Source organism: Candidatus Ruminimicrobium bovinum (assembly GCF_902760015.1).
Classification (GTDB): Bacteria; Elusimicrobiota; Endomicrobiia; order Endomicrobiales; family Endomicrobiaceae; genus Ruminimicrobium; species Ruminimicrobium bovinum.
Genome location: NZ_CACWEU010000237.1, coordinates 1 through 5,103, shown reverse-complemented (window position 1 = coordinate 5,103; position 5,103 = coordinate 1). Strand labels below are relative to the sequence as shown.

Annotated in this window: 6 protein-coding genes; all 6 read right to left on the bottom strand. The window is 22.9% G+C overall.

Translation table 11 applies throughout. The features are described from left to right. Positions 1-414: hypothetical protein (locus ACMUOV_RS08005; RefSeq protein ID WP_413854610.1), on the bottom strand; the 414-nt coding region annotated here is incomplete at its 3' end. Further along, positions 389-724 (bottom strand): hypothetical protein, encoded by a 336-nt coding sequence (locus ACMUOV_RS08000; RefSeq protein ID WP_413854609.1) that lies wholly within the window; start codon positions 722-724, stop codon positions 389-391. The genes ACMUOV_RS08005 and ACMUOV_RS08000, both read right to left, overlap by 26 nt. Before the next feature lie 15 nt (positions 725-739). Next, the gene (locus ACMUOV_RS07995; RefSeq protein ID WP_413854608.1) at positions 740-2,029 is read right to left on the bottom strand and encodes a DUF2201 family putative metallopeptidase; all 1,290 of its coding nucleotides are present in this window, start codon (positions 2,027-2,029) and stop codon (positions 740-742) included. Then, complete coding sequence (locus tag ACMUOV_RS07990) at positions 2,019-2,273, bottom strand: hypothetical protein (protein WP_413854607.1); 255 nt, start codon at positions 2,271-2,273, stop codon at positions 2,019-2,021. Before ACMUOV_RS07990 ends, ACMUOV_RS07995 begins: the two co-directional genes overlap by 11 nt. Next, complete coding sequence (locus ACMUOV_RS07985) at positions 2,261-3,220, bottom strand: AAA family ATPase (RefSeq protein ID WP_413854606.1); 960 nt, start codon at positions 3,218-3,220, stop codon at positions 2,261-2,263. The genes ACMUOV_RS07990 and ACMUOV_RS07985 overlap by 13 nt, the downstream gene beginning before the upstream one ends. Before the next feature lie 22 nt (positions 3,221-3,242). Further along, complete coding sequence (locus tag ACMUOV_RS07980; RefSeq protein WP_413854605.1) at positions 3,243-4,862, bottom strand: hypothetical protein; 1,620 nt, start codon at positions 4,860-4,862, stop codon at positions 3,243-3,245. Positions 4,863-5,103 lie beyond the last annotated feature (241 nt).

Here is a 5,103-nt window from a genome sequence, read left to right as displayed (position 1 = left end):
TATTTCTTTCAATAAAAAACTTACTTCTTCATAATAAAAAGCATCATAAGAATAATCTTCTAACCAATCGTCTATTTGCTTTTCTAATATTTTATTCCATATAGTATCTGTTAATATTGAATTTATATCAGCTCCTAAACTTCTTAATTTTTTAAAAGATTCAATATTTCCTTTTTCTACTGCCTTTTTTAGTGCATTATCTTTGTTTGCACCTAAAAACAATAAATTTTTTAATATTTCGTTGTTGTTAGAAAAATTTTCTAACCAAACATTTAACTTTTCTTGTGATATAAATTTTCTGTTTGCACCGGCTTTAATAAAAAAGCAAATATATTTTATTGTCTCGGTATCTATGTATTGTATATCTAATAATTCTCTAAACAAATTATTAAGTTTTTTTTTCAAATAACTCATTTATATTCCATAGTGATTTCCTTAGTTCTTCAAAACACATTAATAATGCTTCTTCACAAACTTCTATTAACGATATTAATTTATAAATCTTTATATTGCATAATTCATTTTTTATTTCTTCTTTAAATTTCTCTTTTCTTGTTAAAATAAAATTATTTATAATTTGTTTAACATATTTATTATTATTCTTATAATAAGGAATGATATTAATTAAACTATCACCGGATTTAACTGAAGATTCTAATTTTTTGATTATATCGTATTTGCTGTCTACAAGATATTCAATATCTTCCGTTTCTTCTATTTCCATAATAACATATCTCCTTTATTGATTTATTTTAATTTTTAAACCAAAAGGTATTTCTTGTAAAGATTTACTTTCGTTTCCTACTACACACCAAAGAACTTTATAATTAGTGCAATTTTCTTTATTAGGGAAATATACATTATTTCCGTCAACAAAAAAAATTAACAAATCAGGTCTGCTAATTTTTTTATATAATTGTGTTTTAAATATTTGAACTTTGCTTGTTTTTCTTATATATTCGAAAAAATCTCTTAGCTTTGTGTTTCCGTAACCATTGAATTTTGGTTCATAATTTTTATAAAGACTATTTTTTTTATAATATAAAATATCTTGTTTTACTTGATCATGGTCCCACTCTATTATTCTCAATTCTATAGGATATTGTTTATATATAGTATATAATTCTCTCCACAATATCTTAAATTGTTTGGAAGAAATATCTCTGCTTGTATCTATAGCTAAACAAACTTTTGCAATTCTTTTAGTAATATTACCCTTTAATAAAAAATCATTTTTTACAAATCTTCTCGATGGTCTTGAATAAGATTTTTTATAATAGTTTTTTATAGAACATTGAATTTGATTTTTTAAAATTATTTTCCAATCAACAGGCTGATTTTTTATTTCATGATTAATATTGTAATTAATATCATTAAAATATTCTTCTATAAAATATTCTTCTATATAATTCGGAACATAATAATTATTTGTTTTTACTTTATTATAAGTATCTGTAAGTATTTTTTTTAAATATGCTTTTATAATAATACTTTTTTCTTTTGTTATTTGTTTAAATTGTTTATTTTCTTCATCTTCAATTTTTCTCCAATAACGATGAGCATCAATTGTTTTCAAATTTTTATCAATATTTTTATTCTGTAATTCTTTATAATAATATTCAGCTGTTTTATTATCAGCAAAATTAAAATCTTTTGGAAGAGAATCAAGTCCAAGTCCATCATTTTTTAAGTTGCTGTTTATAGCTAAATCTGTTGCTATGTTCCACAAATAATTATCTTTTTTCTTATACAAAAAATGTTCGTATATAATATGAAGGAAAATATGTATTAATAATGTTCTTAATTGAGAACCAATTAACTTTTGTTCTTTATTAATAAAGATATTCAAATTAGTAATGTTTTTTAATGACAATCCTGCATTTTCCAAACTATTTGTTTCTATATAATTTATTTCTATATATTTAGTATAAAGATAACTATAAAAAGCAAATTTTGTTCCTCTATTTAAATACGATTCAGGAATATAAGGAAATAAATTTGCTATATTATTATTTGAATTATTGCTCATTATTTATTCCATTTAATATTTTTTTAATATCTTCACATAAATTTTTTTTGTCTTTATATTTTTTATATTCTTCGCTATGTTCTTCTATTTTATTTTCTTCTATAGCTATCTCAATAGTATTACATTCATTCTCTATATCCTCAATTATGTGTTCGAATTTAACATATTCAAAATAATCTATAAAAAAGTTAATTATTTTCTGTCTATCTTGTTTTTCCTTATATAAAAAATTTATAAAATCCATACTCTCACTTTTTGTTCGGAAGATAATTTATAATTTTGACTCTCTATATATCCTTTTAATGATGTTAATGAATATGCATTCTGACTTACAGTCTGATTGTTTAGTTTGTTGTCCCTTAAGTCACTATATCGATCATATTGAGCCGTCAATATATCTTTTCCGTCTATGCCAATATCTGCCCAATCGTTTAAAAATTCTATTGTTGCTTCTTGACCTATTACACCTTTTAATAAATTATCAAGAAAAGTAATTTTTTCATTTTCAATTTTCAATATTTTTGACACTATTTCCCAAGTTCTTGGACTCGGTAAAGACTGACCTATATTTTCATAATTAGGTTTTTCCCAAAAAAACCAGTTATTTTTAGGATTAGAGAGAAAGGCTCTTATTCTTTTATTGAAATTTTTATCATTTGCATAATCCAACCATTCTTTTAACTCCGGTTCTACATCTATCATACATATTCTGTTTATAAATACTGAATCCAATTTCTCAACATTATAACCGCTATTTACATCTGAAGGATTTATAGATACTATTATAACTGTGTCTTGTGGCAACTCTCTTCCCGCAAACTTATTTTCGGTTAATAATTGAAGTATTGCTTGTTGAACATCCAATGGAGCTCTGTTAATTTCTTCCAATACAAAAATTGTTTTAGGTTTATCAGGAAATAATATCGGTTTTGCAAACTTTGATATTTTTTCTCCCTCATTATTTTCTTTAATAGCATTATTTTCTTTTAAATATGGTATTCCCATTAAATCTTCAACTTGAGTTTGTGCTCCGTATAAAGCTTTATAATTCCAACCATTTTCTTCTGCAACCTGTTGAATAGCTTGTGTTTTTCCGATACCTTGATGACCTTTTAAACATAAAACAAATCTTTCTTTTTCAGGAGCATTTAATAGTTTCTTTATAAGTGCTTTAGTATCAGTTATGTTCATATTTTTTCTCCAAATTAATATTTTAATTTAATTGTAATTTCTTCTTAACGGAATTAGCTATTTTAGAGTCTATATCACTTTCTATAGTTTTAACAAGCAAACTTTTTGTTCTAGTTTCAAATTTTTTGGGTTTAAAAAATTTATTAATTAAAGATACTGTATCTGCTCCTTTATTATCACTATAAATCCAATGAACAAACTTTTTCAAAACTTCTTCATTTGTACAAGATATATCTTCTTTATCAGATATATTTTGAATAAGGAAACGACCTATGTTTTCATTTTTATCATCAATATGCAATATCATAAGTGAAAAAAATTCATTTTTATTTTCATTATAAACTTTAGCACCTATTTCCATAAATTTTATAAGAGAATTAAAATTCTCTTGTTCAATAGAATAAGACAAACATTCATTCTTATAATTAGCTATTTGTTTGTTCACTAATATTTTTTCATCAATATTGTCAATGTTTGATATAACTAATGAATAGAATTTAGCTTTATTTTTACTATCCACATTAACATAAGCACCTATTTCTATTAATTCTTTAAAAGAATTAAAATGTTCTTGTTCAATAGAACATTCTAAAATTTCGTTTTTGTAATCATCTATTTGCTTTAATATAAAGATTTTATTTACTTTATTATTTTCAATTGAGAATTTATTTAACCAACTATCTAATACTTTTTCAACTTTTCTGTCTTTATTAAATTTACTATCTTTTCTTATTTCATTAAGATTTGTTCCTTTTTCTTCTATTAATTTTCGAAAAAGACTAAAACTTCCAACTCTCTCATCAAGTTCTATAGTATATTCAAACATAATTTTATAATCTTTAGGTTCTAACAAATTGGAAGTAGTCTCAATATTATTATTCATAAATTTATAATCTCCATCAAAATACATTTTTTCCATATCATCAATAACAGCAATTTTATTTTTTATATTATTTTTATAAAGATCTTCTTTGTCCATTATATATTTAACTATATCAGAATAATACCATTCTGCTGCATAATAACAAAACTCTAATATATTATCTCTTATTTTATCTAATATAGGGAAAAAATTATTGTTATTCATTAATTTATTTTCTGTATCTTCCTTAAAAAATGTATATATATCAGTCAATGCCTTTACAATGTTATAATAATATTCACGATAATACTTAAGTATTACTCCTTTTATATTTGATTCACTAAAAAAATTTCTAATTATATTATCATTATCAACATCATCATTTTTAGCATACATTTTAATTTCTGTGAAAAGTATCGCTAAAATTTCATCTATTATATCTTGTGAATATTGTTCTTTTTCAATTAAATACTTAACAATATTTTTTTCTAATAAATTCAAATTTTTATTATTCTCATTTTTTCTATAAAAATAGTAAAGGTTGTATCTAATAGTTTTTATAATATATTTCGATATTGTGTAACTGATAATATTTTTATGTGCCGAATTAGGATTTATATCATCATCAATTACGAGAGGTCTTATTAATTTCAAATTGCTACTTGCCAACAAAGAACTAATAATTTTTTCTTGCTCTTCTGACTTTAGTTTTTTAATTTCTGTTCTTGCAAGCTCAAAATTTTCTTCCTCTAATAAAACTTTAATACTTTTACTATCCATTTTTTTCTCCTTAAAAATATATTAAATAAAAACGGCTATTATTTTTGAGCCTATCGAAGTAACCCAAATATAATAGCCGTAGTTTGTCACTTAAGACAAACATTAGAAATAAACAATATGGGTAATTAAGCCACATTTTTTATTTCTTTCACGAACTATTTCTGGACTTCGATAGTGCCTCTACTTGTTAGAAGCTCTTCTTACCTTAAGTAAGATTCCAAAAATATTTTATTAAGTTAAT